Source organism: Kaistia sp. MMO-174 (genome assembly GCF_037147815.1).
GTDB lineage: Bacteria > Pseudomonadota > Alphaproteobacteria > Rhizobiales > Kaistiaceae > Kaistia > Kaistia nematophila.
Window position 1 is genome coordinate 608,507 of record NZ_JBBCUO010000003.1, and the last position, 26,230, is coordinate 634,736.

Annotated in this window: 25 protein-coding genes; 16 read left to right on the top strand and 9 right to left on the bottom strand. The window is 67.7% G+C overall.

Annotated elements, in window-relative coordinates:
- Positions 1-3: 3 nt before the first annotated feature.
- Positions 4-504 (bottom strand): GNAT family N-acetyltransferase, encoded by a 501-nt coding sequence (locus tag WFK98_RS14870; protein ID WP_336800764.1) that lies wholly within the window; start codon positions 502-504, stop codon positions 4-6.
- A gap of 211 nt (positions 505-715) precedes the next feature.
- Positions 716-1,171, bottom strand: a complete 456-nt coding sequence (locus tag WFK98_RS14875; protein ID WP_336800765.1) for an NUDIX domain-containing protein — start codon at positions 1,169-1,171, stop codon at positions 716-718.
- 278 nt (positions 1,172-1,449) lie between these two features.
- On the opposite strand from WFK98_RS14875, the gene WFK98_RS14880 reads away from it, so the two are divergent.
- The 5 genes from WFK98_RS14880 (at position 1,450) to WFK98_RS14900 (ending at position 7,288) form a co-directional block, all read left to right on the top strand.
- Positions 1,450-2,346, top strand: coding sequence for a metallophosphoesterase family protein (locus WFK98_RS14880; protein WP_336800766.1), 897 nt, complete (start codon positions 1,450-1,452; stop codon positions 2,344-2,346).
- Between the two features lie 193 nt (positions 2,347-2,539).
- Positions 2,540-2,812, top strand: coding sequence for a YtcA family lipoprotein (locus tag WFK98_RS14885; protein WP_266340798.1), 273 nt, complete (start codon positions 2,540-2,542; stop codon positions 2,810-2,812).
- A gap of 2 nt (positions 2,813-2,814) precedes the next feature.
- Positions 2,815-3,858 (top strand): multidrug transporter subunit MdtN, encoded by a 1,044-nt coding sequence (gene mdtN / locus WFK98_RS14890; RefSeq protein WP_336800767.1) that lies wholly within the window; start codon positions 2,815-2,817, stop codon positions 3,856-3,858.
- 4 nt (positions 3,859-3,862) lie between these two features.
- The gene (locus WFK98_RS14895) at positions 3,863-5,728 is read left to right on the top strand and encodes an FUSC family protein (RefSeq protein WP_336800768.1); all 1,866 of its coding nucleotides are present in this window, start codon (positions 3,863-3,865) and stop codon (positions 5,726-5,728) included.
- A 6-nt stretch (positions 5,729-5,734) separates the two neighbouring features.
- A complete protein-coding gene (locus WFK98_RS14900; RefSeq protein ID WP_336800769.1) occupies positions 5,735-7,288 on the top strand; it encodes a TolC family protein in 1,554 nt (517 codons plus the stop codon).
- 154 nt (positions 7,289-7,442) lie between these two features.
- Here the strand turns inward: WFK98_RS14900 and aspT are convergent, their stop codons facing one another.
- The gene (gene aspT / locus WFK98_RS14905) at positions 7,443-9,131 is read right to left on the bottom strand and encodes an aspartate-alanine antiporter (RefSeq protein WP_336800770.1); all 1,689 of its coding nucleotides are present in this window, start codon (positions 9,129-9,131) and stop codon (positions 7,443-7,445) included.
- A gap of 158 nt (positions 9,132-9,289) precedes the next feature.
- Positions 9,290-9,940 carry a helix-turn-helix transcriptional regulator gene (locus tag WFK98_RS14910; RefSeq protein WP_336800771.1) on the bottom strand — a complete coding sequence of 217 codons (651 nt, stop codon included), beginning with the start codon at positions 9,938-9,940 and terminating at the stop codon, positions 9,290-9,292.
- A 544-nt stretch (positions 9,941-10,484) separates the two neighbouring features.
- Here WFK98_RS14910 and WFK98_RS14915 point away from each other — a divergent pair.
- The 9 genes from WFK98_RS14915 to WFK98_RS14955 all read left to right on the top strand — a co-directional run bounded on the left by WFK98_RS14915 (position 10,485) and on the right by WFK98_RS14955 (position 18,231).
- A complete protein-coding gene (locus tag WFK98_RS14915; protein WP_266340804.1) occupies positions 10,485-10,787 on the top strand; it encodes an urease subunit gamma in 303 nt (100 codons plus the stop codon).
- Between the two features lie 38 nt (positions 10,788-10,825).
- On the top strand, positions 10,826-11,299 hold the full coding sequence (locus WFK98_RS14920) for an urease subunit beta (RefSeq protein ID WP_277614364.1): 474 nt from the start codon (positions 10,826-10,828) through the stop codon (positions 11,297-11,299).
- A 70-nt stretch (positions 11,300-11,369) separates the two neighbouring features.
- Entirely contained in the window at positions 11,370-13,091 is a 1,722-nt protein-coding gene (locus tag WFK98_RS14925; RefSeq protein ID WP_266340805.1) for an urease subunit alpha, read from the top strand.
- Between the two features lie 31 nt (positions 13,092-13,122).
- On the top strand, positions 13,123-13,749 hold the full coding sequence (gene ureE, locus WFK98_RS14930; protein WP_266340806.1) for an urease accessory protein UreE: 627 nt from the start codon (positions 13,123-13,125) through the stop codon (positions 13,747-13,749).
- Entirely contained in the window at positions 13,721-14,449 is a 729-nt protein-coding gene (locus tag WFK98_RS14935) for an urease accessory protein UreF (protein WP_336800772.1), read from the top strand. Before ureE ends, WFK98_RS14935 begins: the two co-directional genes overlap by 29 nt.
- A gap of 20 nt (positions 14,450-14,469) precedes the next feature.
- Positions 14,470-15,105, top strand: coding sequence for an urease accessory protein UreG (gene ureG, locus WFK98_RS14940; RefSeq protein WP_266329807.1), 636 nt, complete (start codon positions 14,470-14,472; stop codon positions 15,103-15,105).
- Entirely contained in the window at positions 15,105-16,013 is a 909-nt protein-coding gene (locus WFK98_RS14945) for an urease accessory protein UreD (RefSeq protein ID WP_336800773.1), read from the top strand. Before ureG ends, WFK98_RS14945 begins: the two co-directional genes overlap by 1 nt.
- 64 nt (positions 16,014-16,077) lie before the next feature.
- Complete coding sequence (yut, locus tag WFK98_RS14950; RefSeq protein ID WP_336800774.1) at positions 16,078-17,094, top strand: urea transporter; 1,017 nt, start codon at positions 16,078-16,080, stop codon at positions 17,092-17,094.
- A 51-nt stretch (positions 17,095-17,145) separates the two neighbouring features.
- The gene (locus tag WFK98_RS14955; protein WP_336800775.1) at positions 17,146-18,231 is read left to right on the top strand and encodes a hypothetical protein; all 1,086 of its coding nucleotides are present in this window, start codon (positions 17,146-17,148) and stop codon (positions 18,229-18,231) included.
- 13 nt (positions 18,232-18,244) lie between these two features.
- Here WFK98_RS14955 and WFK98_RS14960 read toward each other — a convergent pair whose 3' ends face one another.
- The gene (locus WFK98_RS14960) at positions 18,245-20,230 is read right to left on the bottom strand and encodes an FUSC family protein (protein ID WP_336800776.1); all 1,986 of its coding nucleotides are present in this window, start codon (positions 20,228-20,230) and stop codon (positions 18,245-18,247) included.
- Between the two features lie 189 nt (positions 20,231-20,419).
- Positions 20,420-21,040: a hypothetical protein gene (locus WFK98_RS14965; RefSeq protein WP_266340812.1), complete on the bottom strand. Its 621-nt coding sequence runs from the start codon at positions 21,038-21,040 to the stop codon at positions 20,420-20,422.
- A 107-nt stretch (positions 21,041-21,147) separates the two neighbouring features.
- Here WFK98_RS14965 and WFK98_RS14970 point away from each other — a divergent pair, with 107 nt between their 5' ends.
- A complete protein-coding gene (locus tag WFK98_RS14970; protein WP_336800777.1) occupies positions 21,148-21,624 on the top strand; it encodes a YbaK/EbsC family protein in 477 nt (158 codons plus the stop codon).
- Between the two features lie 87 nt (positions 21,625-21,711).
- Positions 21,712-23,757, top strand: a complete 2,046-nt coding sequence (locus WFK98_RS14975; protein WP_336800778.1) for a peptide ABC transporter substrate-binding protein — start codon at positions 21,712-21,714, stop codon at positions 23,755-23,757.
- Positions 23,758-23,772: 15 nt separating this feature from the next.
- Here the strand turns inward: WFK98_RS14975 and WFK98_RS14980 are convergent, their stop codons facing one another.
- The 3 genes from WFK98_RS14980 to rhaI form a co-directional block, all read right to left on the bottom strand.
- Positions 23,773-24,039, bottom strand: coding sequence for a glycine zipper domain-containing protein (locus tag WFK98_RS14980; RefSeq protein WP_266340815.1), 267 nt, complete (start codon positions 24,037-24,039; stop codon positions 23,773-23,775).
- A 294-nt stretch (positions 24,040-24,333) separates the two neighbouring features.
- Positions 24,334-24,597: a glycine zipper domain-containing protein gene (locus WFK98_RS14985; protein ID WP_266340816.1), complete on the bottom strand. Its 264-nt coding sequence runs from the start codon at positions 24,595-24,597 to the stop codon at positions 24,334-24,336.
- Between the two features lie 259 nt (positions 24,598-24,856).
- On the bottom strand, positions 24,857-26,149 hold the full coding sequence (gene rhaI, locus WFK98_RS14990) for an L-rhamnose catabolism isomerase (protein WP_336800779.1): 1,293 nt from the start codon (positions 26,147-26,149) through the stop codon (positions 24,857-24,859).
- Between the last annotated feature and the right edge of the window lie 81 nt (positions 26,150-26,230).

Sequence of the window (26,230 nt, forward strand, 5' to 3'; positions counted from 1 at the left end):
TCCCTACGCCGCGCGCTCGGCCGCGCCGCCGAGGCCTTCGAGCGCGTCGTCGGTCAGCGGGCAGACCAGCACGCGCGCCGGGTCGGCGGGAGCCGGCAGGGTGATCTGGTAGGGCCGCAGCCGCTGGAACCCGAACGGACCATAATAGGGTTCGTCGCCGACGAGCAGGATGACTTCATGGCCTGCCTCCCGTGCCGCGGCGATCGAGGTGCGCATCAGCGACTTGCCCGCGCCCCTGCCCTTCCATTCCGGCACGACGGCCAGCGGCCCGAGCAGGATGGCCGGCCGGCCGCCGATCCGGATCGGCGTCAGCCGCACCGAGCCGATCAGCCGCTCGCCGGATTTCGCCACGAAGGACAGTTCGGGATCATGCGGCACGCCCTCGCGCAGCAGCGACGCGGCGCGGACGAAACGACCGGGACCGAACGAAATCTCGTGCAGCGCCTCGATGGCGGGATCGTCGGCAGGCTGCTCGGCCAGGACGGTGAAGGAATCGATCTTCATGGAATGCGTCTCGTCGGAAGGGCATGGCACCGTCCGACCGAGGCTGCCGGCGGTCAGGTGCGGCAGGTCCCGGGGACAGGCGAGCGAACGGCATCGCGTGACACGAGGTCACGGCCGTCGGTTCGTCGTCGCAGCAGGAGAAGGCGCGGCTTCATGCTCGGTTCCAAGTCGCAGGTGAAGGCGCAATAACATGGGTCGCCGACCTCGGCAATCACCAATTCGGCGACACCGGCACACCCTCGGCGATCTCCGCCAGCCGGCGGCGCGTCGCGGGTGTCGCCGCCTCCGGCAGCGCGCCGAGATCGAAGAAGCCCACCTCGGCGATCTCGCGATTGGGATAGAGCGGCGGAGCGGGCCGCCGGAAGGCGTAGGAGACATAGACCAGCACATGGTCGCGCGGCCGCTTCGGATTGCGATAGACGCCGTGCAGCGACGGCGCCGCATCGAGCTCGATGCCGCCCTCCTCGCGGAGTTCCCGCACCAGCGCCTCCTCCACCGTCTCGCCGCGCTCGACGCCGCCACCGGGCAAATACCAGCCAGGCATGTAGCTGTGGCGGACGAGGAAGACGCGCCCGTCCGCATCGAAGCAGGCGCCGCGCACGCCAAGGGTCATGCCGCGCACCACGGGGGCGACAAGGGAGCCGAGACGGGCAAGAACGGAGTACATGCGGGATCGATCCAGATTCGGGGCAGCATAGGCCGAACAGGCGGAACGGCAAGCCGCCGGGAGACGCCATGCGCGCCAAACATGGCTGGGTCGCGTCCACACCCCTAACGACGGGACAATCCGGCCACCATCTATCCTTCAGATAGGCGGGAGGCTCGGATAGCCCCGCCGGCGGCGCCCCTTGTTGGCGCCGTTTGCTTTTCGGGAGCATTCTAAACGCTCTGGTTGTAGAGCCAGGCGGCTGGACGCTGGCTCCGCGCTTCGCTAAGCCGGATGCCATGTTCGTGCTTGCCCATCTTTCCGATCCGCATCTCGGCCCCCTGCCGCGTCCGCGCACGCTGGAACTCGCCTCGAAGCGGGTGATCGGCTACGTCAACTGGAAGCGCAACCGCGTCCGCTCGCTGGGTGGCGAAGTGCTGGCCGGGCTGATCGAGGACATGCTGGCGCGACACCCGGACCACATCGCCGTCACCGGCGACCTGGTCAACATCGCCCTCCCCGGCGAGATCATCGCAGCCAGCGAATGGCTGAAGGCGGTCGGCGCGCCGCACGACGTTTCCTTCGTGCCCGGCAATCACGACGCCTATGTGCCGGGCGCGCTCGCCAAGGCGCTTGCGCTCTACGCGCCCTACGTCACGGGCGACGACGGACTGGCGCTCGGCCGCGTCACCTTCCCTTACCTGCGCCGGCGCGGTCCGGCCGCCATCATCGGCGTCTCGAGCGCCCGCGCTTCCGCACCCTTCATGGCGACCGGCCATGTTGAGGCCCAGGCCCTGCCGGCGCTTCGCGACATGCTGATCCGCGCCAGGGGCGAAGGCCTCTACCGCGTCGTGCTGATCCATCATCCGCCGTTCAAGAAGGCTACCGGCTGGCACAAGCGGCTGGTCGGCGCCGGGCGGATCCGCGCCATCATCAAGGAAGTCGGCGCCGAACTGATCCTGCACGGACACACTCACATCGACAGCTTCGAAAGCCTCGAGGGACCGGACGGACCGGTGCCGGTGATCGGCGTGCCCTCGGCCGCCAACGCGCCCGGCGGGCACAAGCCGGCCGGCCGCTACAATCTCTTCGGCATCGAGGGCGAGCCCGGCAACTGGCGCTGCTCGCTGGTCGAGCGCGGCTATGGCGCGCCGGGCTCCGGCATCGAAGTGATCCGCGAACGCGCGGTCGGCTAGGATCGCTTCCCGCCGCCGCCTCGGGAATGCGGAGCCGGCTCGCGACGTTTTCTCGCAGCAACACCCGCGGCAAAAACGTATCGGCGCAGCCCGCATTCGAACATCCGCAGGTTGCAGCGGGCGATCCGGAACGGTAAGCGTACCAATAGATTAGTCACGAGCCGCCGCGCTCGGAATCGGGGGCTGGCGTCTCATGAGATTTGTGTCCCGCGCTCGCCTGGCGCCATTGGCCGCCATCGTGCTGAGCGGCTGCGTCGCGAGCGAGGCGCCGTCCATTCCCCTGTTCGGGGCGTATTTCCCGGCCTGGCTTCTCTGCGCCACGATCGGCATTCTTGGCGCCGTCGTGGTCCGGGTCCTGTTCGTCCTGATCGGACTCGACGACCGGCTGCCGCTGCGGCTGTTCGTCTATGTCTGCCTGGCGGCAGGCATCTCGTTCGCCACTTCCCTCGCATTCTTCGGACGCTGACGATGAGCAAGCCCGGTATTCTCGGCAAGGCGCTTGGCGGCGTCGTTGCCATCGTCATCATCGCCAGCGCCGGCGCGCTGGGCTGGAAATACCTGCGCGAAAACGAACAGAACCCGATGTCCGAGGACGCGGTGATCCAGGCCAACCTGGTCAACATCGCCTCGACGGTGCCGGGCCGGATCATCAACATCGCGGTCCGGGACAACAGCCGCGTCAAAAAGGGCGACCTCCTGTTCGCGATCGACCCGGTCCCCTATCGCCTGGCCGTCGAGCAGACCAAGGCCGACCTGATGATCGCCGAGGCGGCGCTCTCGACCCAGCAGCGCACGATCCGCGCCGAGACCTCCAACGCCGCGATCGCCAGCGAGCAGATCTCGCGCGCCCGCGTCAATCTCGACCTGGCGACGCAGACGCTGGCGCGCCTGACCGCGCTGCGCCCGAAGGGCTATGTCACCGCGCAGCAGGTCGACGATGCGGCCACCGCCAAGCGGGACGCGACGATCAGCCTGAACCAGGCGCTAGCGCAGCGCGAGGCAGCCGACGCGCTGGTCAGCACGCTCGACGGCGCGGAGGCGCTGGTGGCGGCGCGGCGCGCGGCGCTGGCGCTCGCCGAGCGCAATCTCGCCGACACCGAGGTGCGCTCGCCGCATGACGGTCTCGTCGCCGGCCTCACCGTCTCGACCGGCCAGTTCGTCATCACGGGCCAGTCGGTGTTCACGCTGATCGATACCGAGCAGTGGTTCGTCACCGCCGCCTTCCGCGAGACCGAACTGCGCCAGATCGAGGTCGGCGCCTGCGTCACTGCCCATGTGATGGCCAACCGCGCGATCCCGCTCAAGGGCCGAGTCGTCGGCATCGGCTGGGGCGTCAGCTCGGAAGAGATCCTGCCGATCCCGCGCAGCCTGCCCTATGTGCCGAAGACGCTGAACTGGGTGCGCATCTCGCAGCGCTTCCCAGTCCGCATCCTGCTCGACAACCCGCCGGCGGACCTGATGCGGGTCGGCGCCTCGGCGCTCGCCACCATCCACAGCGCCGATCGCTGCTAGCCCGATGTCGCCCCGGCTTCACCAGCTCATCGCCGACGTGCAGCCCTTCGAGGGCCGGTTCGGCATGACCTGGCGGATCTCGCTGCTCTGCGCGCTCGTGGCCGCCGTCGCCATGATCTACAAGATCCCGGAGCCGGCGATCGGCTGCTACCTGATCATCTACCTGATGAAGCCCGACGCCTCGACCAACATCGTGCTGGCGATCGGCGCCACCATCCTGGTCACGGTGTTCGTCGCGCTCGTCTTCGTGCTGACGCGATGGACCATCGAGGTGCCGTTCCTGAGGCTCGCCGTGATGGCGCTCGCCTCCTTCGCCTTCGTCTATCTGGGCTCCGTCAGCAAGCTCGGCGACCTCGGCTCCGACATGGCGCTGGTCATCACCTTCGCGCTCACCCTCGTCAGCGCCGCGCCGCTTGGCGAGGTGGTGACGCGCGGCCTGCTCTACGCCTGGCAGATGGTGACGATGCCGATGGCACTGATGCTCTGCTTCAACATGGTGCTCGGCTGGAAACCGTCGCGCCTGCTGCGCAAGACGTGGCGCGAACGGGTCGAGGCATCCGAGCAGCACCTGCTCAGGCACGACGCGGCGAGCCGCGCCCGGCTGCAGGAACTCCTGAGCGAGGGCAATGCCGAACATGACCAGCGCGCGCTGCTGACCCGCATCCTGCACTACGTGCCGAAGCGGACGACGAACCAGCTGGCGCAGGCGATCGAGCAGAGCTACGCGCTGATGCTCGCCGTGTCGGCGCTGCCACCGACAATCGCCGCCGATGAGCGGGAAAGGCTCGCCGCGCAGTGCCGGAAGGTTGCCGAAGCGATCGCCGCCAAGGCCGTGATCCCGGCGCCCGACGTGCCGACTGCGACGGACGATGCGGCGTTCGCCGCCGCCTGGACAGCGCTGCGCGAGATGGCGGATCCCGATCCGGCCTGGCCGGCGATGCCGCAGGAGCCGTTCTTCGCCGCCGACGCGCTCAGCAATCCGGACCACCAGCGCTTCGCGCTGAAGACGACGCTCGCGGCGATGATCGCCTACATCGTCTATGCCGGCATCGACTGGCAGGGCATCCACACCGCGATGATCACCTGCTTCGTCGCCTCGCTCGGCACCACCGGCGAGACGGTGCACAAGCTGACGCTGCGCATCATCGGCTGCCTGATCGGCGCCGCCCTCGGCATCGGCGCCATCCTGTTCGTCATTCCCAACCTGACCAGCGTCGGCGGACTGATGATCCTGGTGTTCGTCGGCCTGCTTCCGGCCGCCTGGGTCGCCTCCGGCAGCGAGCGGATCTCCTATGGCGGCGTTCAGATCGGCCTCGCCTTCCTGCTCACCGTGCTGCAGGGCTTCGAGCCCAGCCTCGACATGGGCACCGCCCGCGACCGCATCGTCGGCATCCTGCTCGGCAACCTGCTCGTCTACCTGATCTTCACCCGGATCTGGCCCGTCGGCGTCGTCGTCGGCGTGCGCGCCGGGCTGTCGAGCGCGCTCGCGGGGCTGGCGCGGCTCGCGAACATGCCGCAGGGTGACAACCGGGCCCGCGTCAACGAGGCGGCTGCGGCGGTCGCCGACCTGCGGCATGCCGCGGACCAGCTCGCCTGGGCACGCTACGAACCGGCGGCGCTGCGTCCGGAGCCGGCGGCGATGCGCCGCTTCGAGGCCGTGCTGGCCGAGGCCGAGCCGCTTGCCGCCGGCCTCTTCCTGGCCGATGGCGCCGATCCTGCCCAGGCCGCGCAGCTGAAGCGTCTGTCACAGGCGATCGCCGACGCGAAGCCGCTCGCAGCGGAAGGAACACCAACGCCGGATCCGTCGGCCCCGCCGCACGATCCGACGTCGGAACACATAGCCCGAATCGAGAACGCACTGGTAACCTGAGGCATGATGGCGAGCCCCACCCGACCGCGTCGACGCGCCCGAGCGAGCTTCCGCTTCGCCGCCACGGCCAGTTTGCTCGCCCTCCTGGCGGGCTGCGCGCAATATGCCGAGCAACTGGCGCCCGCCTCGCCGAACGAACCCTATCAGCAGGGCCGCAAGACCGGCGTCAGCCTGCTGCCGCAGCCCGCTTCCGCGCCGTCCGGCTCGCGCGATTTCGCCGTCCAGGGCAATCCCGAGCTCTCCGTCATGCCGCCGGCGCCGGAAGTGCGCGCCGGCAAGGTGTACCAGCTGCCGGAGCTGATCGACCTCGCCGAGCGCAACAATCCGACGACGCGGACCGCCTGGGAGCAGGCGCGGCAGGCAGCGCTCGCCGTCGGCATCGCCGAATCCACCTTCCTGCCGACCATCTCCGCCAATGTCATCGGCGGCGCCCAGCAGAACACCACGCCGATCGACATCCTCGGCGTCCAGAAGGACATCGAGACGACCGTCACCGGCGTGTCGTCGACCGTGGCGCTGCAATGGCTGGTGTTCGACTTCGGCCAGCGCAAGGCGGCGACCGACGTCGCCAAGCATGTGCTGACCGCTGCGAACGTCACCTTCAACGGCGCGCACCAGGCGCTGATCTTCAACGTCACGCAGAGCTTCTACCGCTACGGCGCCGCGCAGACGCGCACAGAGGTCGCGACCCGGTCGCTCCGCAACAGCCGAGCCATCCTCGACGCCGCCGTCGCGCGCGAGCAGAAGGGCATCGCCACCTCGGTCGAGGTGGCGCAGGCGCGCCAGCAGGTGGCCCAGTCCGAGCTGCGCCAGGTCGTCGCCACCGGCCAGGAGCGCGACGCCTACCAGGCGCTGCTTTCAGCAATGAGCGTTTCGCCGACCCTCAGCATCAAGGTCGCCGGCTCCGGCCGCCGGCGCCTGCCCGCGCCGACCGACATCTCGACCGAGGAAATGATCCAGCAGGCGCTCGCGCGCCGCCCGGACGTGCTGGCGAGCTACGCCAACATGAAGGCCAGCGAGGCCGGCATCCGCGTCGCCACCGCCGATTTCGCGCCGAAGGTCTACCTCGCCGGCGTCGCCGGCACGGGAACCACCGGGTTCGACGCGGCCGGCCTGCCGACCATCGGCCAGCAGACCTCCGGCGCCGGCGTGCTCGTCGGCGCGACCATGCCGATCTATGACGGCGGCCTGCGCGCCGCCAACCTGAAGGCGGCGGAATCGCGCGCCGCCGTCGCCCGCGCCGCCTTCGCCAAGACGCAGGAGGAAGCCGTGCGCGAAATGGTGGTCGCCGCCAACACGCTGCGTTCGGCGCTCGCCTCCTACCGCGCCGCCAGCAAGCTGACGGACGCGGCGGCGGTCACCTATGACGCGGCGCTGGGCGCCTATGAGAACGGCCTCGGCACGATCACCGCCGCGACGATCGCCGACAGCGGCCTGCTCGACGCCCGCCAGTCGCAGGCGGACGCGCATGCCGCCTCGCTCGTCGCCGCCGCCAACCTCGCCTTCGTGCTCGGCGCGATGACCTCGCCCCGCTCGCCCGAGACGCTGTCGTATCGGTAAGCGAGGAAAAGCAAGCCCCTCACCCTGCCCTCTCCCGCCAGCGGGCGAGGGTATCGGCCGGCGATCGTCATCGACGGGGCGCAACATCTGCCAAGGACGCAGGCGAGCCCCCTCTCCCGCTCGCGGGCGAGGGCTGGGGTGAGGGTCTTCGAAACTATCGCGCCAGCAGCACGATCAGGATGCCGCCGATCGTCAGCAGCGTGTTGGAGACGGCGCAGCTCACCGTGAAGCCGAGCGCCGGCGTCTGGCTCCTGGCACGCGCCGTCAGCATGCCGAGTGAGGCGGTCGAGGCGCGCGCGCCTGCGACGCAGCCGAGCAGGATCGCGTCGTCGAAGCGGAAGACGTAGCGGCCGATATAGAGCGCGAGGATGAGCGGCACGCTCGTCACCACCATGCCCCACAGGAACAGGCTGAAGCCGAGTTGCTGCACGCCGGCGACGAAGCTCGGCCCGGAGGACAGGCCGACGACCGCGATGAACATGTTGAGGCCGAGCGTGTTCATCAGCCAGTTGGCGGCCGGCGGAATACGGCCGAAGGTCGGATGGACCGAGCGCAGCCAGCCGAGTCCGATGCCGGCGAGCAGCACGCCGCCCGAGGAGGACAGCGTGATCGGCACCGAGCCGACCCGCCAGATCAGCGAGCCGATCAGGGCGCCCACGACGATCGCCGCCGCGACGAGCGCAACGTCCGTCTCCTCTGTTGCGCGGTCGGCCCGGCCGAACGCCGCGAGCGAGGCCGAGATGTCCTGCGGCCGGCCGATGACGGTGAGGACGTCGCCGCGATGGATGGTGGTAGCGGGAAGGACCGGGATGTCCACGCCAGTTGCGCCGCGGCGGATGCGGCGCAGGAAGATGCCGCGCGTGCTGGGGAGGCCGGCCAGCTCGGCCAGCGTCTTGCCATCGACCTTGCGGTTTGTGATCAGGACTTCCGTGCCCTCGACCGGCACGTTGAGCAGCTCCGCGTCCTCGATCTCGATGAGCTCGGGTCCGGCGAGCTGCATGATGATGCCGCGGTCGCCGGCGACGGCGACGACATCGCCCACCAGCAGCATCATGTCGGCGGTGGCGTCGACGATCTGGCCGTCGCGACGGACGCGCTCGATGAACAATTGCGCCGGAGCGCTCGCCGATTCGGCCGCCGCGGCGGTCTTGCCGACCCAATCCGAACCGGCGCCAACGCGATAGGCGCGCGCGATATGCTGGTGCCAGGCCCGGGCGCCGCCTGCCTTGCCATGCCCGCCCATCTTGCGCTCATAGGCGCGGCAGGCTGCCACCAGGTCGATGCCGAGCAGCTTGGGCCCGACGACGCAGACGATCATGGTCGCGCCGATGGTGCCGAAGATATAGGTCATCGCGAAAGCGGTCGGCACGGCATTGACCAGTTGCTTCGTCTCACCGGCGGAAAGCCCTAGCTGCTCGATCGCGTCAACCGAGAGCGCGAGTGCCGACGAGATGGTGGCGGCGCCGGCGAACAGGCCGGCAGTCGAACCGACGTCGTAGCCGGCGATCCGCCCGGCCACCCACGCGGCGCCGAGGCACAGCACGCAGACGATCACCGAGAACAGCGCCTGCGGCAGGCCGTTCTTGGCGATGCCCTGCACGAATTGCGGGCCGACGCCGTAACCGATGGCGAACAGGAAGAGCAGGAAAAAGATCGCGCGCACGTCGCTGGAGACGCTGATGTCGAGCTGCCCGACGAGCAGCGCCGTCAGCAGCGTCCCCGTCACGGCGCCAAGGCCGACGCCCTTGATCGACAGGCGGCCGACATAGGCGCCGATAGAGAGGCATACGAAGATCGCGATCGCCGGTTGGGACCGCAGCGTATCGACCAGCCAGTGCAACATGGGATTCATTCTCGACAGCTGCGCGCCGGCAGCGGGCGCGATGTTGGAGGGCCAACGGCCATACGCGAATAGCGAACGACCGATGCGCGCGTATGAAGGGTGGATCACCGTCCACATTCCCTGCCGGGATCATGCGGGATCCGACTCCGGCGGCGCGCTCAGAGCGCCGCGTAGATCGCCGCGGCCTGGGCGCGCGAACCGACCTCGAGCTTCTTCAGGATCTCGATCACGTGGTAATCGACCGAGCGCTTGGACTGGCCGACGATCAGCGCGATCTCTGTGTTCGACTTGCCGTTCGCGACCCATTTCAGGATCTCGCGCTGCAGGGAGGACAGCGAGCGAAACTTGGCGCTGCCTCCACCCGCCTGCCCGGTCTGCAGGCCGATCGCGGCGGCGCGCGCCGTGCCGACCATGCCGATGATCGACGCCGCGTGCAGAACGTCCTTGTCGTGCTCGCGGTCGGCAAAGGACAGCAGCGTCAGCGCGCCCAGCTTTTCCGAGGCGCCGCGAAACGGAATCGTTACGCCGCCGTAGATCCCTGCAAATTTAATGTACTCGTAATAGTCGCGATGACGACCATGGTCCCAGATGGTCCGCTGCCAAAGCAGAGGGCCCGTTCCGGTCGCCGCATAATCGAGCAGGGGATCCTTGTCCGACCATCCGCCGCGCTCATAGGCGACGAGATCATCATAGGACCAGTTGGTCAGCGTCGGATCTGTCATGAAATCGCGCTGGGCGGTCTTCTCGCAGCCAAGGTTGAAGCTGTCGAAGCCGAGCGCGCGCACGGCGGAATAGATGGCGACTTGCAACTCTTGCTTGTCGCCAGCCTCGCATATCTCGGCGACAGCCTTCGATGTCAGCTCAAGCAGAAGCAATACACGAATTTCCCTCAGTCAAATACATGACGGCCGCGCGCTTCCGGATCATTTATTTCAAATTCCGAACGAATAAGTAATATATCAGGGCAACTACCGGTTGGCAACTGATCGACTGGTCGGTTGATCCCCGACCGGGCCGGGCGCTAGGCTTTAAACACAGGCGGGTCTTGTCGAGACAAGGACCCTCCGTTAGTTATGAACCAGGCAATGTTGTGGGGAACTCAGCCTAGGGATTGCTTGCCGTCATCGTATTTTCGCATGATGGTGCTCGACAATACGCTGTATTGGCTGTGAGCGCAGGGCAATAGCCGTCAGGGCGGCCACTGATATTGACAGCTTGGACGGCGGTTTCGTGACGCGTCTTGTACGAAACCGCTCGGTCCCCCTCGACTGGCATGGGCTGAAGCACCGCTATGCCTAGGCATGGGCCGATGTCGATCAGTGAAGATTAGCGACAAAACATTCGGAGACGACGATGCATCTGACGCCGCGAGAGTTCGATAAGCTTACCATCCACATGATGGCGGACGTCGCGCTCAAGCGCAAAGCCAAGGGCCTGAAGCTCAACCATCCCGAGACCGTCGCCGTGCTCTGCGCCTATGTGCTCGAGGGCGCGCGCGAAGGCAAATCCGTCGAGGAAGTCATGGACGGCGCCCGCCATGTCCTGACCGCGGCGGACGTGATGGACGAAGTGCCGGCCATGCTGCCGCTCATCCAGGTCGAAGCCGTGTTCACCGACGGCAGCCGCCTCGTCAGCCTGCATAGCCCGATCGTCTGAACAGCCCGCCAGCGCGCGCGAAACTCCAGGAGGCTGCCTTGGCCAAGAACCCGACTGCGAAGCCCGCCGACACCGCCAAAGCGGCGTCGACCCCGGCCCCGACGCCGCCCGGCGGCTATGTGGTGGCGCCCGGCTTCATCGAGATCAACCCGGGCCGTCCGCGCACGACGCTGACGGTGCGCAACACCGGCGACCGCCCGGTGCAGATCGGCTCGCATTTCCACTTCTTCGAGGTGAACCGCTACCTCGAATTCGACCGCGCCGCCGCCTTCGGCCAGCGCCTCGACATCCCGGCCAACACGGCCGTGCGCTTCGAGCCCGGCGACGAGAAGGAAGTGACCCTCGTCCCTTATGGCGGCAAGCGCTTCGTCTACGGCTTCAACAACCTGGTCGATGGCTGGACCGGCGACGGCCCGACGCCCGACTACCGCCCCAACAAGGCCCACTCGGTCGCCAAGGCAGAGGAACTCGGCTTCAAGTCGAAGGTCCTGAAGGCCAAGCCCGCGAAGTGATCCCGCGCCGCCCGGATCCGGTTCCTCGGACCCCGCGCCCCTCCCATTCCGTTTTTGAAGGTACGGCGTCATGACCCAGATGTCCCGCCAGCAATATGCCGATCTCTATGGTCCCACCGTCGGCGACAAGATCCGCCTCGGCAACACAGACCTCTATGTCGAGATCGAGAAGGACCTGCGCGCCGTCTATGGCGACGAACTGCAATATGGCGGCGGCAAGACGCTGCGCGACGGCATGGGTTCGGAAAACCAGCTGACCCAGGAGGCCGGCTGCCTCGACCTCGTCATCACCAACGTCACCGTGCTCGAGCCGACGCTCGGCGTCGTCAAGGCCGATGTCGGCATCCGCAATGGCCGCATCGTCGGCCTCGGCAAGGCCGGCAACCCGTCGACCATGGACGGCGTCACGCCGGGCCTCGTCACCGGCGCCTCGACCGACGCGATCTCCGGCGAGCACCTGATCCTGACCGCCGGCGGCATGGACACCCACGTCCATTACATCTCGCCGCAGCAGGTCTATGCCGCGCTCTCGAACGGCATCACCACCGTCTGGGGCGGAGGCATCGGCCCGGTCGACGGCAGCAACGGCGTCACGACCACCAATGGTCCGTGGAACCTCGAGATGATGCTGCGCGCCGTCGAGGGGCTGCCGATCAATATCGGCCTGCTCGGCAAGGGCAACTCGACGGGCAAGGGCCCGATGATCGAGCAGCTGCATGGCGGCGCCGCCGGCTTCAAGGTGCACGAGGACTACGGCGCCACGCCGTCGGCGATCCGCGCCTGCCTCTCCGTCGCCGACGACTATGACGTCTCGGTCGCCGTCCATACCGACACGCTGAACGAATCCGGCTATGTCGAGGACACGATCGCCGCCTTCGACGGCCGCACCATCCACACCTTCCACAGCGAGGGCGCCGGCGGCGGTCACGCGCCGGACCTTCTGAAGGTGGTCGGCCAGGGCAACGTCCTGCCGAGCTCGACTAACCCGACCCTGCCATGCGGCAAGAACTCGGTCGCCGAGCTCTTCGACATGATCATGGTTTGCCACAACCTGAACCCGAAGATCCCCTCCGACGTCGCCTTCGCCGAAAGCCGCGTGCGTTCGGAAACGATCGTCGCCGAAAGCGTGCTGCACGACCTCGGCGCGATCTCGATGATCGGCTCGGACTCGCAGGCCATGGGCCGCATCGGCGAGAACTTCCTGCGCGCCCTGCAGACGGCGGACGCGATGAAGAAGGCGCGCGGCCAGCTCGAGGAAGACGCGCCGGGCAACGACAATTTCCGCGTGCTGCGCTACATCGCCAAGGTCACGATCAACCCCTGCCTGACCTCCGGCCTCGCCCATGAGATCGGCTCGGTCGCGCCCGGCAAGTTCGCCGACCTGGTGCTGTGGGAGCCGGCCTTCTTCGGCGCCAAGCCGAAGATGGTGCTGAAGGGCGGCTTCGTCGCCTGGGCCAATATGGGCGACCCAAACGCCTCGCTGCCGACGCCGCAGCCCATGTACTACCGCCCGATGTTCGGCGCCTTCGGTTCGGCCATGCAGAAGAGCTCGATCACCTTCGTCTCGCGCGCCGCCTATGACGACAAGATCGGCGAGAAGCTCGGCCTGCAGCGCAACATCAGCCCGGTCTCCGGCACGCGCATCCTCGGCAAGCAGCACATGGTCCGCAACGACTACCTGCCCAACATCGACGTCAATCCCGAGACCTTCGCGGTGACGATCGACGGCAAGCACGTCACGGTCGACCCGCCGACGAGCATTTCGCTCAACCAGCTCTATTTCTTCAGTTGATCACCTGCGTTTCCGCGCAGCAGAGGCACGCATGATACTTATCGAAAGCACGCTCGGTAACATCCAGGATCCGGAATGGGCGAAGACCCTGGAGGGAGCCGCGGTCGACTGGCTCGAACTGGACCAGTGGGAAGCGCAGAAGAGCCGTCTCCGCAAGGCGACGCAGCAGGATGTCGAGCTCGCCCTTTCGCTCGACCGCAACTCGCACCTGCATGACGGCGACATCCTGGTCTGGGACGAGGCGAAGCGCGCCGCCATCGTGGCGCGCATCACGCTGCGCGAGGTGATGATCATCACCCTCGACGACGTCGTTGGCGAGACCATCCCGAACATGGTGCAGACGCTGTTCGAGCTCGGCCACGCGCTCGGCAACCAGCACTGGCCAGCCGTCGTCAAGGGCACCAAGGTCTATGTGCCGCTCACCGTCGACAAGAAGGTGATGAACTCGGTCATGAAGACGCACGCCCTCCCCGGCGTCCGTCACGAGTTCATGCCCGGCTCGGAGGTGATCCCCTACCTGGCGCCGCATGAATCGCGTCGCCTGTTCGGCGGCGCGAGCGACACGCCGCATTCGCATCACCATGCCTCGAAGGATGCGCACGGCCACGGACACGACCATGGACATTCCCATGGCCACGCCCATGCCCATGACCACTGAGGCGGATTCCGAGCGATCCCTGCCGGAGCTGCTCTATCTGCTTCAGTTCGCCGACTCCGCCCTGCCGGTCGGCGGTTTCTCGTTCTCGAACGGACTGGAAACCGCCATTCAGCAGGGCATCGTCGACGGCCCGGCGACGCTGCGGGCCTATACCGAGACGTCGATGTGGCAGGCCGCGACCGGCGACGGCGTCGCGGTGCTCTGCGCGCATCGGGCGGTCGAGGCCGGCGATGTCGACGAACTGCTGCGCATCGACCGGCTGGTCCATGAGCGCAAGCTGAACGAGGAAACGCGCTTGATGACGGTTCGCATGGGCAAGAAGCTCTGCGAACTCTCGGCGGGAATGATCGAGGCACCGCTCCCTGGCGACTGGTTCCAGCGGATCAAGCGCGGCGAGACGCCGGGAACCCATCCGGTCAGCCTCGCGATCACGCTGGCGACGCTCGGCGCCAATCGCCGCGACTCGTTCGGCGTGCATCAGTATGGCGTCGGCAACGGCGTGCTGAGCGCCGCGCTCCGCCTGATGCGGATCTCGTTCGTCGACACCCAGAAGATCCTGCTGGACGTCACGGCCCAGGTGGGCCCGGCCTATGAACGGGTTGCCGATGCGAGCGTCGACGAGATGGCGAGCTTCTCGCCGATCATCGACATCCTCGCGGCGGTGCACGTGAAGGGCCATGTCCGGATGTTCATGAATTAACAAGGTAGCTGGATAGCACTATGAAAAAGATCCCCCGCATCGGCATTGGCGGTCCCGTCGGCTCCGGCAAGACCGCCATCATCGAGGCGATCACGCCCGTGCTGGTGAAGCTCGGCTATCGCATCCTCGTCATCACCAACGATGTCGTCACCACCGAAGACGCCAAGCATGTGCAGCGCACGCTGCGCGGCATCCTGCTCGAGGAGCGCATCATCGGCGTCGAGACGGGCGGCTGCCCGCACACGGCCGTGCGTGAAGACCCCAGCATGAACCTCGCCGCCGTCGAGGAGATGGAAGCGAAGTTCCCGGATTCCGACCTCGTGCTGATCGAGAGCGGCGGCGACAACCTGACGCTGACCTTCAGCCCGGCGCTGGTCGACTTCTTCATCTACGTGATCGACGTCGCCGCCGGCGACAAGATCCCGCGCAAGAACGGCCCCGGCGTCAGCCATTCCGACATCCTCGTCATCAACAAGACCGATCTTGCCCCCTATGTCGGCGCGAGCCTCAAGGTCATGGACGATGATTCCCGTATGATGCGCGGCAAGAAGCCCTTCGTGTTCACCAACTGCAAGACGAACGAAGGCATCGAGGAACTGACCGACCTGATCCGCCAGAACCTGCTGTTCGAAACCACCGAAAAAGCAGGCGCGTAATGTTCAGCGGCGCCCGGGAACTGGGGGCTTACCAGGACGAGCCCCCTCAGCTGCCGAGCGGCTCCTTCGGCAAGAACGCCTTCCTGCGGCTCGGTTTCGAACCGGGTCCGCACCGGACGGTGCTTCGCACGCTGTATCGCCGTGCGCCGCTGATCGTCCAGCAGGCGCTCTACTGGGACGAGGAGATGCCGGAGCTGCCCTGCGTCTCCGTCATCTCCAATGCCGGCGGCATCCTGCAGGGAGACCGCAACGTCATCGAGATCGACATGGCCGCCGATGCGCAGGCCCATGTCACCACCCAGTCGGCGACGCGCATCCACGAGATGGACGCGAACTATGCCAGCCAGACGCAGCTTCTGACCCTCGCGGCCGGTTCCTATCTGGAATATATCCCGCGCCCGGTCATTCCGGCAAAGAACTCGCGCTTCATCCAGTCGACGCGGATCCTGATCGATCCGACGGCGACGCTGGTCTATTCGGAGATCATGATGCCGGGCCGGAAATACTACCGGGACGGCGAGATCTTCCAGTACAAGCTCTTCTCCTCGACCGTCGAGGGCGCGCGGCCGGACGGCGAGAGCCTGTTCACGGAGAAATTCGTGCTGGAGCCCGGCGTCCATGACGTGACGCGGATGGGCATGATGGGCGGGTTCCACGTCTTCGGCAACGTCATCGTGCTGACGCCGAAGGACAAGGCCGATGCGCTGTTCGAGCGCACCCAGCCGGCCTTCGACAGCGAGAACGAGCTCGCCTATGGCGCCAGCCGCCTGCCGCATGATGCCGGTCTGATCTTCAAGGTGCTCGGCATGGAATCGGCGCCGGTCATGGCGAAGATCCGCGAATTCTGGTCCGAGGCCCGGCAGATCGCCGTGGACCGCAAGGTTCCCGAAAACTTCCTCTGGGCGTGAGGCGACGCCCGGAGGCCTGAAACGACCTGGCGGCAGCGCCGCATCGACATGATGGGGGAATGAAATGTCGAACGCCCTTTCCAGCTGGACCGACGTCGCCGGGAAGAACCCGGTTCTCGGCTTCCTCGACATCAACCTGCGCGGCGCCGGTCAGGTCATCTTCCAGAACAACCCGCTGACGGGCCTGTTCTTCCTCGCCGCCATCGTGTGGGGCGCCATCGCCGGCGGCCAGATCGACATCGCCATCGGCGCCGTCATCGCGCTGGTGATCGCCACCGTCACCGCCATCCTGCTCGACGCCGACAAGGCCTCGCTCGAACAGGGCCTGTTCGGCTTCAACGGCGTGCTGGTCGGCGCGGCGGTTCCCACCTTCCTCGCCGATGGCGCGACGATGTGGTTCCTGCTCGTCGTCGGCGCCGCCGTCTCGACCGTCGTCATGCTCGCCGTCTCCAAGGTGATGAAGACCTGGGAAACTCCCGCCCTCACCTTCCCCTTCGTACTGACGACCTGGTTCCTGGTGCTCGGCGCCTATTCGTTCGGCCAGGTTCCGATCGCCTCGATGGGGCCGCCGGCGCTGCCGCATGCCGTCAGCGGCGCGGAGACGGCCGTCAACGCCACCGAGCTGTTCCTCGCCTGGCTCAAGGGGCCGGCTCAGGTCTTCCTCATCAACAATCCGGTCAGCGGCGTGCTGGTGCTGATCGGCCTGCTCGTCTCGTCGCCCTGGGCGGCCCTGCTCGCCGCACTCGGCGCGGCGGTGGCGCTGGCCGTCTCACTGGCGCTCGGCGCGAGCCTCGCCTCGATCACGGCCGGCCTCTATGGCTTCAGCCCGGTGCTGACCGCCGTGGCGCTCGGTTGCGTGTTCTACGCGCCCTCCGCGCGCGTACTCGGCTTCGCCCTGCTCGGGACGATCTTCACGGTGATCGTGCAGGGCGCCATGGACGCAGGCATCGCGCCGATCGGCATTCCGACCTTCACCGCGCCGTTCGTGTTCGTCACCTGGCTGTTCCTGCTGCCGAAGGCCGACCTGCAGCCGCATCCGCACGCGCCGATCCAGGGCGGGCTCTTCAAGAAGAAGAGCTGACCTCCAGCCCCGAAAAGCGCACGCCCTGATCCCGCACGCTTCGAGACGATCATGATCGCCCTTCACATCCTCGCCTGCCTGGCGGGAGTCCTGCTCCTCGTCCTCTATTTCCGCTCCATCGTGGTCGTCGCCCTGCTGAACTCGAAGGCGCATGACGCCATCGAGCGAACGGCGCGACGCGGCGCCGTCGCCATCGTCCAGCGCTTCATCCATCCAAGCGCCGACTATGCCGACATCCAGCGCCGGCAGGCCTGGATCATGCCGATCTTCGTGCTGCTCGCGGTGGTGACCTGGTTTCTGCTGGTGCAGATCGCCTTCACCGGCATTCTCTGGGGCTTGCGCATCGAGCCCGACCTCTGGCGGGCGCTGAGCGCCAGCGGCTCGGCTCTGAGCACGCTCGGCTACCTCACGCCGTCGACGCTGGCCGGCGAATATCTCGCCGTCTTCCAGGCTGCGATCGGCCTCGCCGTCGTGATGCTGCTGTTCACATTCGTGCCGGGCTATCAGGCGGCCGTTCAAACGCGCGAGCGCCAGGTCGGATGGCTCTATGCCCGCACCGACGACGAGGCGACCGGCGACCGCTATCTCGACTGGCTGACGACGGCCAAGGGCGACATCGACATCAGCAAGGGCTGGGAAGACTGGGAAGACTGGTTCCGCGGCATGCGCGAGACCCACACGCTGTCGCCGATCCTCTCCTATGTGCCGTCGATCTATCGCGGCACGAGCTGGATCGCCTCGGCCGCCAGCGTCCTCGACGCGGCGACAGCCGTCGTCGCCTGTCTCGGCAAGAACGCGCCCGACGAGGCGCGGATCTGCCGCCGCGAGGGCGCGAAGACGATGCGACTGATCGCGGCGGCGCTCGACACCGGCGAGCCGTCCCGGCCCTCGGCAGCGAAGCACCAGGAAAGCGAGCGCTTCGACAGCCTCCATGCCATCCTGGCCGAGGCGGGCCTGCCGGTCGGCGACAAGGCCGAAAGCTTCCGCAGCTACGTGGCGCTGCGGGCCGAATATGCGCCCTTCATCTCGCACATCGCCGCCGCCACGCTGACGCCGATGACGCTGCTCGATGCAGCGGGCCTGATCGGCAGCCGGACGGCGGCGACGGCCGAGCCGGCCACCGTCGGCGCGGTCTAGAGGCGCAGCGCCGCTACGTCGCCGGCTGCATCAGCTGTGACAGCCGCGCCAGCTCGAAATCGACCTCCCGCAAGGCCGGATCGCCATCGGCGCTCGCGGGTATCGGATCGCCGGGCTGCCTCGCGGGACGGCCGACCGACGCGCGCAGCGCCTCGAAAGCGGCGAGCCGCTGTTCGACGGCGGCTGGATCCAGCGTCACAGTGCCGGCGAGATTGCGCTCGGCGAGCCGCGTGATGCGATCGCAGAGGCGCTCCGCCTCGACCACGGCCGGGAACCACGCCGCCGCCTCCCGGCTCGCCGGCGGCGGCTCGGCGATGGCGCGCTGCAGGGTGGTCCGCACATTCGACAGGCTGCGATAGGCAGTGGTCATCGCCGCCAGATCCGTCGAGCGCGCCGACGGCACCCCGGCCGGATCGGCCGGCGGCGGCGTCGAAGCGGCATGGAAGAACGCTTCCGCAGCCGCCATCGCGCCGGCGAAGGCGCGCTGGATCTGCGCCGCGGGATCGCGCGGCCAGATCAGGTAGCCGAAGACCAGCACGATGGCCGAGCCGATCAGCGTGTCGACGAGGCGCTGCGGGCCGAAATCGGCGGTTCCGGGCGCCGTCATGTCGATCAGGATCAGCACCAGCGGCGTCAGGAAAGTGCACTGCATCGCATAGCCGCGCAGCCCGGCGGCCGGCACGACCAGGCAGAGCCCCGCCATGCAGGCGAGCAGCCAGAACCCCTTCGGCACGAAAGTCAGCACGACGACGCCAATGGCGACGCCCAGGATCGTGCCGATCGAGCGCTGAACGGCGCGAACGAACACCGAGCCGAAATCCGGCTTCAGCACGATCACGACGCAGAGCGGGATCCAGTAGGATCGCACGCCGCCGAGCCAGATCTGCGCCGCGAAGGCGATGGCGAGGCAGAGCGCCAGCCGCAGAGCCGTGATGATCACGTCACGCCCCGGCGCGAGGCGGCCGACCTGGGCGAGCCGCGCATGCCAGCCGGGCCGGGCCGAAGCGGGGCTTGCCTTGCGGATCATCTTCCCCGGAACGGCCCTCGGAGCGGAGACTTCCGCATCCGGCCAGATCTCGTCGACGAGATGATCGAGAATGCCGGCAAGCCCCTCGCCTCCGGCGGTGGCGCCGGATGGACGCCCCCTGCCCCGGGCGACCGCGGTCGCGATGCCATCGAGGCGATGGCCGGCGGCGGCGAGTTCGTCCGGCGCATGGCCGCCCGCCATCAGAGCGGAGAACAGCATGCCCGTTGTGGAGAGGATGGCCGCACGGCCGTCACTGGCCGGCGTGCTGCCCTCGCTGCGCAGACGCGCTTCGAGCAGGCCGGAATAGGCTTTCATCATCGCATCGGTGACATGGCGGCGCTGCTGCTCGAACGGGGTCGCGAGCGCATGGCCGGCCTTGTCCTCGGGCGGCTCGGCGGCGGCGCGCGCGAGATGCGCCAGCGCATGCAGCAGATGCGCCAGCGCCGTCCGTTCGGGCAGGTGCCGGTCGAACAGCGCCTCGATCGCGAGAAGCAGAGCGGCGAAGCCGGCGCCGCCTGCGAAAAGCAGCGCCGGGATCCAGATGGAGCTCGGGGCATGGTCGCCCGCCGCTGCGATCACGGCGAGCATCAGCATCTGCATGGCCCCGGTCGAATAGACGGCGCCATAGCCGCTGATCAGCCCGGAAAGGATGGCGACGAGAACCAGCAGCGCCAGTGTCAGCAGGCCGTGCCCCGCCACCAGCGCCCCCAGCATGAAGCCCGACATGGCGATCGGCACAATGATCAGGAAGTTGCGGAAGCGGGTGCGATAGGGATCGGACTGCACCTTGACCGAATTCAGCAGCGCGCCGATCGACACCATGATCGCAGCCTCGACCTCGCCGGTCAGCAGGCCGACGAGCATCGGCAGCGTGACGGCGATGGCCAGACGGACCGAATGCCGCCAGGGCCACGCCGTCTTCGGATTGAGCCGCGTCAGGCGCACGAGCCAATCGGCAGGCTTATAATGCATTGGCTTTATCACCATCCTCCGCGGCCGCGCCGAGCCGCAACCGGTGGCTTCATCGATTCATCAAGCTAATCTTATAGTTGGGAAAGGCGCGCCGGGGAAAGCGCTTGCGTGCAGGCCACCGCGATCGCCCCACGCAGATGTAGCCGCCATGGCCGTCGTCAGGACAGGAAAGCAGGCGTCGGTCCGGCTTCAGCCGCCGACATGCACCCAGGCATAGGCGAGCAGCGCGACGACGCCGACCAGGATGCCGGCGAGAAAGGCCGCGGCGATCCAGCCGCCATGCGCGGTCGAGGGTGCGCGCGCCGACGTCTCTTCCACGGCCGGCCTCGACAGCGACCGGCGCTCGCGGCGCGGCGGCGCGTCCTGCTGCGCGGCGCGGCGCAGCAGCCAGTCGCCCTCCAGCGCCCGGTCGCGCTCGATGATGCGCTCGGCGACATAGTGCATGACGCAATCGGCCATGGCGTCGAGATCGGCGGTCTCGAGGATGACGGTGCGGCCAAGCCGCGTATCCTTGACGAAGCGATAGCTGCGCCGGTCGCGCGCCATGGCGACGAAGGACGTCATGTCGATCCAGAAGCGCGGCTGGCTGCCACTATCGATCTGGGCGATGAACTGGTCGTCGTCCTCCGGCACTTCCGCGAAGACGCCGCGGAGCTCGTCGGCAAGCATCTCGAGCCTGGCCCGCTCGGTATCGCGCAGTTCCGCCACCACGTCGGCACGCTCCGCCTCCGCCAGCCGAACCTTCCGGATCGCATCGGCGAGATGGCGGACGTTGGACGGCGAACCCTGCCTGCCGCTGGCGTCGTTCATCGTTGACTCCGGATGGATGCGACGGTCTCCTCGTCACCCTAGCAAATCCGACCCGCCGCCGCATCCCTTCGATCGGCCGGCCGGTCCAAGCCCCGGGAGCCCAGCCGATGACCGAGATCCCCGCCCCGGTCGCGCGCGTACGCGACGCCGCAGAAACGCTAGGCCTCGACATCGGCCTGCGCGTGATGGACGTGTCGGCGCGCACCGCCGAGGAGGCGGCGGCCGCCTGTGGATGCGTCGTCGGCGCGATCGTCAAGTCGCTGGTCTTCCGCGGCGTCGCGAGCGGTGCGCCGATCCTGCTCCTCGTCTCCGGCGCCAACCGCGTCAACGAGACGAAGGTGGCCGAGGCGATCGGCGAGGCAATCGAGCGACCAGACGCCGCCTTCGTGCGCGGCGCGACCGGCTTCGCCATCGGCGGCATCCCGCCCTTCGCCCACGCCACGCCGCTGGCGAGCTTCTTCGACCGCGACCTGCTCGACCATGCCAGCGTCTGGGCGGCGGCGGGAACGCCGCACGCCGTCTTCGCCGTCAGTCCAAAGGCGTTGCAGGCGGCGATCGGCGCACCGGCGATTGTGATGGGATGATGTCGGAAAAGCGCGACAACGGCTTGAGATCGCCTGAATTCTGACGATTATCGCGCCCCGGGTCGGGACCGATACGGAGAGATGAACATGCGATTCGCCTGGATCGCCGGCGCGATGCTTGCGGCAACGGCCGCGCTTCCCGCCAGCGCCGACGTGATCTATCCGCGCGGGCTGGTGAAGGCCCCGGAGACGCTCGATCCGCAGAAGGCCGCGACCTTCAACGAGACGCCGATCCTGTACGACCTGTTCGAGGGCCTGGTTTCGCCCGACGCCGACGGCAAGACGGGCCCTGGCGCGGCCGAGAGCTGGAGCATCTCCCCCGACGGCCTCGTCTACACGTTCAAGCTGCGCGACGGCGCCCGCTGGTCGAACGGCGACGTGGTCAAGGCGGCCGATTTCGTGGCATCGTTCCGTCGACTGTTCACGCCGGCGACCGGCGCGACCGAGGCCGGCCCGCTGCTCGTCATCAAGGGCGCCGCCGCGATCCAGCAGGGAACCGCCAAGCCGGACACGCTCGGCGTCGCCGCGCCGGATGCCGCGACGCTGGAAATCACGCTGGAACGGCCGGTGCCGACCTTCCTCGGCCGCCTCGCCCTTCCCGTCGCCCTCCCCGTCAACGTTGCCTCGATCAAGAAGCTCGGCGCCGATTTCGGCACGACCGGCAAGATCGTCTCGAACGGCGCCTATCGCCTCGCCGCCATCGACAAGAAGGATGGCTATATCCTCGTCAAGAACCCGCGTTTCCGCGACGCCAAGACGATTCCGATCGACAGCGTCGTCTACAAGGCGTTCGAGGACGTCGCCGGTTGCGTCGACGCCTATCGCGCCAAGGCCGTTCTCTCGTGCCCGGACGTGCCGACGGAAAATCTGCCGAGCCTGAAGGACGAGTTCGGCCCGGCGCTGCATTTCGCGCCTTATCCCGGCACGTACTATTTCGCCATCAACACGGCGAAGCAGCCGTTCGACAAGGTCGAGGTCCGCCGCGCTTTGTCGCTCGCGATCGACCGCGAGGCGCTCGCCCGCGCGGTCTGGTCCGGCGGCATGGTGCCGGCCGAAACGCTGGTGCCGCCCGCCCTCTCCGGCCTGCCGGCCGCGACGCCCGCATCGATCGAGACACGCCGCGCCGAGGCGCGCAAGCTGCTCGAAGCGGCCGGCTTCAAGGAAGTCGCCGCCGTCCAGCCGGCAACGCCCGCGCCGGCCGCCGCCAAGGCGCCCGACACGGCGGCTGGCGCAGAGACCGCCGGCAACGACAAGGCCGCATCGCCGGACGGCGCGGCGAAGGACGCCGCCGCCGGGGATTCGAGCGCCAAGGACACGACTGCCCAGGAGACGGCCTCCAGGGATACGGCCTCCAAGAACACGACCGCCAAGGATGCCGGCGGCAGCGATGCCGCCACGGCGGATGCGGACCCGAAGGACGCCAGCGCCAGCGACGCGGCAAACCACGACGTGACCTATTCGATCACGGCCAAGCCGAGCGTCACCAAGCCCGGCGACGCAGCCCCGGCGAACGATACGCCGGCTAAGGATGCCATGGAGGCCGGCAAGGACGAGGCAGAGCCCGCCGCGCCGGAAGCTCCGGCCACTCCCGCTGCCAAGGTCGCTCCCGAAGCGGACAAGAAGAACGAGGCGGAGGCGGATGCCGCCGGGCGGAAGCCGTTGCGGCTCGCGATCCGCGTCGGCACGGGACTCGGCCATGAGGAGACGGCGCGCGTGATCGCCGACCAGTGGAAGGAGATCGGCGTCGAGGCGACGATCGTCACCGAACCGAACCAGGCGCATTTCGCACGTCTGCGCGATGGCGGCGACTTTGACGTGGCGCGAACGGGCTGGATTGCCGACGAGGCGGATCCGATCGACCTGCTGACCGTGCTGCGCAGTGACAATGTCCGCTTCAACTATGCGCGCTACAACAACCGCGACTACGACAAGCTGCTCGACCAGGCCGCGACCGACATGGACGCCGGACGGCGCAAGCAGGAACTCGACGCGGCGGCGGCGCTTCTCGCCACCGACGCGCCGATCATTCCCCTGCTCGGCTACGTCTCGCTATCGCTGGTGTCGCCGACGCTCTCGGGCTGGAACGACAATCTGCTCAACGTCCATCCGACCCGCTTCCTGTCGGTCGACTGAGCCGGCCCAAGCCGGTCAGCGGCAGGCGACGTAGTGACGGCGGCCATACTGGTCGCGCCAGTAGCAGCGACCCGTCGTGGCGTCCGCGATGATCGCGCCGGTAACGGCGCCGACACCCGCGCCGATCAGCGCGCCACCGGCCCGGCCGGTGGCCGCGCCGCCGATCGCCGCGCCCGCCAGGCCGCCGACGACGGCGGCGTCTCCCTGCCGGGATCCGGTCGTGCAGCCGGCCAGGATGGCGCCGGACAGCGCAAAGACGATCACGAGGGAAGATTTCCGCATTTCGACCTCCTCCGGACGCGGCCCTGACGAAGAGCCCTGGGCGGCACGTCCTGCTTGCACCATGCGGAGATGTAATGTGGGAGGCTGGCGATGAGTTCCAAGAGAACGGTCGGGGAGAACGTCCAGGGGACGAAGGCCCGGGCTCATGACGCGGAGATCGCGGGGCACGTCTGACGCGCCCAAAAGAAAACGGCCGGAACCTGGGTTCCGGCCGTTTCTCGCACTATAGGCAGAAGCCCCGGCAAGATCAGGGCCGCAGGGGCCCGCGCTTCCGGGTGAACCGCAGAAGCGCGCTTAGCGGCAAGACGTGTAGTGACGACGGCCGTAGCGGTCCTTCCAGTAGCAGCGACCGGAAGCGTCAGCGATGATCGCGCCCGTGACCGCACCGACGCCGGCGCCGATCGCCGCAGCGCCGACGCTGCCGCCGGCGAGACCACCGATCGCCGCACCGGCGAGGCCACCGACGACCGCGCCGTCACCGGCGCGCGAGCCGGTCGTGCAGCCAGCAGCCACAGCGCCGAGGGCAACGAGCATAACGAGCGTAGAAGCCTTCTTCATCAATCTCTCCTGTCCATTGAGAACCCCCGAGGGAGACCGTCCGAAGAACGGACCGGCCGGTTCCCCCACATCGGCGCTCGATCCCGACAACCGGCATTCGCGAGGAATCGCCAGCGGCCGAGATCATGGCCATGCACCCGTACCCCTTGAAGGGTCAGTCAGGCTCGAAGTCAAGCTAGCTGTTCTGAAGGGCACAGAGAAGAGGCAAGTCGAATCGGTCCTGCCTCTTCTTATTCTGTTGTCAATAGAAGTATAAAAGTCACACGATGCCGCTGGAGTTGCCACCGCTCGACGGACGCTCCGCCGTCACCTTGGCCCGGTATCCGGCCGCGCGGTAGACGCCGACGGGATCGATGGCGCCGCCCTTGGCCAGCCGCGCCTTGGCGAGGATCGGCCCGACATCGGTGGTGAAGGCCCGCTTCAGCGTCTGGTTCGCCATCAGCACGTCATTGCCGTCCTGGTAGCCGGCAAGCGCGGCGCGGTCGACCAGCAGCGCTTGCGCATAGGCGCGCAGGATCTCGATGGCGCTGGTCATCAGGCTCTCGATCGGATCCGTCACATTGTGCGACTGGTCGATCATATAGGCAGGGCTGAAGCCCCGGGCCTTCCGATGTTCGGCGTCGACCAGCTCGTTGAAGACGAGGAAGAGCTGGAACGGGTTGATCGCGCCGGCGTCGAGATCGTCGTCGCCATACTTCGAATCGTTGAAGTGGAAGCCGGCCAGCTTCTCGAACTGGATCAGCCGCGCGACGATCATCTCGATGTTGACGTTCGGCGCGTGATGGCCGAGGTCGACGAGGCAGAACGCCTTCGGACCCAGCTCCTGGGCGATCATGTAGTTGGTGCCCCAGTCCTGCACGACCGTCGAATAGAAGGCCGGCTCATAGAGCTTGTGCTCGGTGAAGACGCGCCAGTCGTCCGGCAGAGCCGCATAGACCGACTTCATCGCGCCGAGATAGCGCTCGAACGCGCCGGTGAAGTTCGACTGACCGGGGAAGTTGGAGCCGTCGCCGATCCATACCGTCAGCGCCTTGGAGCCGAGCGCCTTGCCGATCTCGATCGTCTCGATGTTGTGCTCGATCGCCTGCTGGCGCACGGCCGGATCGGTATGCGACAGCGAGCCGAACTTGTAGGAGAGCTTCTGGTCCTTGGCGTCCGAGAAGGTGTTCGAGTTCATCGCGTCGAAGCCGAGGCCGAGCGCGTCGGCATGCGCCTTCAGCGCCTTCGGATCCGCCTGGTCCCACGGATTGTGCAGCGAAACGTTCGGCGTGGCGCGGGTCAGCTGGTTGATGACGGCGCAATCGTCGAGCTTCTCGAAGATGCCGCGCGGCTCGCCGGGGCCGGCGAAGCGGGCGAAGCGCGTGCCGCCGGTGCCGACGCCCCAGGATGGCACGGCGACGGTAAAGGCCGCGACCTTGCGGGTGACGACGTCGATGTCGATGCCGCGACGGTCGAGCTGCTCGCCGAGCGAGGAATAGTCATTGGCGAGCGCCGCGTCCTCGGCCTTGTTCTTTTCGGCGAGAAGATCGGAAGAGATCGGAAGATCGGTCATGTGGCGGGTCCTCCCCGAGCCTTGTGTTTTCGGCGAAACGACCGGCCCAGCGGACAGGTCGTGTTCCAGTCCTCTCCGTCG